Annotated in this window: 2 protein-coding genes; both read right to left on the reverse strand. The window is 65.2% G+C overall.

Annotated elements, in window-relative coordinates; genetic code table 11:
- Positions 1–361 precede the first annotated feature (361 nt).
- Positions 362–1,768, reverse strand: coding sequence for an ATP-dependent protease ATPase subunit HslU (gene hslU, locus VGQ94_05375; GenBank protein HEV2021939.1), 1,407 nt, complete (start codon positions 1,766–1,768; stop codon positions 362–364).
- 41 nt (positions 1,769–1,809) lie between these two features.
- Positions 1,810–2,250 carry an ATP-dependent protease subunit HslV gene (gene hslV / locus VGQ94_05380; protein HEV2021940.1) on the reverse strand — a complete coding sequence of 147 codons (441 nt, stop codon included), beginning with the start codon at positions 2,248–2,250 and terminating at the stop codon, positions 1,810–1,812.
- Positions 2,251–2,259 lie beyond the last annotated feature (9 nt).

The raw sequence follows: 2,259 nt of genomic DNA on the forward strand, positions 1-2,259 counted from the left end.
TCGCGGGGCGCGGTCCAGTTGAGCAGGACCCTGTCTCCCTTGCGTGCCGCCCTCAAGTCCGCGACCGGCTTGGGAAGGTCGAGCGAGGGCGGCTGCGGGTTGCCCTGCGCGCCGCAGCCGGTGAGCAGCGCCAGCGCCAGAAGTCCCGCCAGGCCGGAGAGATGCTGCAAGATTCGCATGCGAGGTGGAACAGACTAACAGAAGCGGCGAGCGTGCGTCATACGGTGCCGGGCGGCGGAGTCGTGAACTGCATCGTTGCCGGCGAGACGCCGGGTTACCCGCGACAATCGCACAGGCGAGGACGCCTGTGCCACACAGTCCTAGCGAGTTGGAGAGCTTCGTTGCCGCCGAGACGCCGGCGCTACAGGATGTAGCGGCTGAGGTCCTGGTCCTTGACGATGTCGGCGAGCATCTTGCGCACGTAGTCGGCGTCCACGGTGACCTCGCGAGTCTTCATCTCGGGAGCGTCGAAGCTGATCTCGTCGAGCACGCGCTCCATGATGGTATGCAGGCGGCGGGCGCCGATGTTCTCCGTGCCCTCGTTCACGCGGAAGGCGAAGTTGGCGATCTCGTCCAGGGCCTCGCGGGTGAACTCCAGCTTCAGCCCCTCGGTCTCGAGCAGCGCCGTGTACTGCTTCACCAGCGACGACTTGGGCTCGGTGAGGATGCGGATGAAGTCCCCGATGGTCAGCGATTTCAGCTCCACCCGGATGGGGAAGCGGCCCTGCAGCTCGGGGATGAGGTCCGAAGGCTTGGAGACGTGGAAGGCGCCGGCGGCGATGAACAGGATGTGATCGGTGCGCACCATGCCGTAGCGGGTGTTGACCGTGGTGCCTTCGACGATGGGCAGGATGTCGCGCTGCACGCCCTCGCGCGAGACGTCGGGCCCGTGACCGGACTCGCGCCCGGCGATTTTATCGATCTCATCCAGGAAAATGATTCCCGACTGCTCCACGCGCGACACCGCGGTGCGCGTCACCTGCTCCATGTCGATGAGGCGCTGCTCCTCTTCCTGGATCATGTACTCGATGGCTTCGGAGACCTTCATCTTCCGCTTCTTGGTGCGCTGGCCGAAGATGTTGGGCATCATATCCTTGATGTTGATGTCCATTTCCTCCACGCCCTGGTTGGAGATGATCTCGAAGGCGGGGAAGGATTTCTCGCGCACGTCGAGTTCGACCACGCGGTCGTCGAGCTTGCCCTCGCGCAATTGCTGGCGCAGCTTCTCGCGGCCGCGCGAGTAGGATTCCCCCGAGCCTTCGGCGGCGAAGCCCACGCCGCCCGATTCCGGCGGCTTCTGGAAGGAGGCGGCGGGCAGCAGCAGGTCGAGCACGCGCTCCTCGGCGTTGAGCTCGGCCTTGTCGGCCACGTCCTCGAGCTTCTCCCCACGCACCATCTCCACGGCGATCTCCACCAGGTCGCGGATCATCGAATCCACATCTCGGCCCACGTAGCCCACTTCGGTGAACTTCGAGGCTTCCACCTTGAGGAAGGGAGAGTTGGCGAGCTTGGCCAGGCGGCGCGCGATCTCCGTCTTGCCCACACCCGTGGGGCCGATCATGATGATGTTCTTGGGCATGATCTCTTCCGCCAGCTCGGGCGCCAGCTTCTGGCGGCGCATGCGGTTGCGCAGCGCGATGGCCACGGCGCGCTTGGCTGCGTGCTGCCCCACCACGTACTTGTCCAACTCGGCCACGATCTCGCGCGGCGTGAGTTCGTCCAGCAGGACCTGCTCTTCTTCCACGGTGCCGGGCAGATAGATGGCCATGGTCTAGTTCTCGGTTCTCAGTTCTCGGTCTTCAGAAAAAGCTACAACTCCTCGATGGTGAATATGTCGTTGGTGTAGATGCAGATCTTGCCGGCGATCTTCATGGCCTCCTCGGCGATCTGGCGGGCGGAGAGCTGGGTGTGCTCGGCCAGGGCGCGGGCGGCAGAGGTGGCGTACGGGCCGCCGCTGCCGATGGCGGCGATGCCCTCGTCGGGCTCGATCACGTCTCCAGCGCCGCTGATAAGGAAAGTTTGGCCCTGGTCGGCGACCAGCAGCAGGGCTTCGAGCTGCCGCAGGGTCTTGTCGGTCCGCCAGTCCTTGGCCAGCTCGACCGCCGCCCGGCCCAGGTTGCCCTGGTACTGCTCCAGCTTGGTCTCGAAGCGGCTGAACAGGGCGAAGGCGTCGGCGGTGGAGCCGGCAAACCCGGCCAGGATCTTGTCGCCGTAGAGCCGCCGGATCTTCTTGGCGGAGTGCTTCACGATGCCGTCGCC

Source organism: Terriglobales bacterium, assembly GCA_035937135.1.
Taxonomy (GTDB): domain Bacteria; phylum Acidobacteriota; class Terriglobia; order Terriglobales; family Acidobacteriaceae; genus DASYVL01.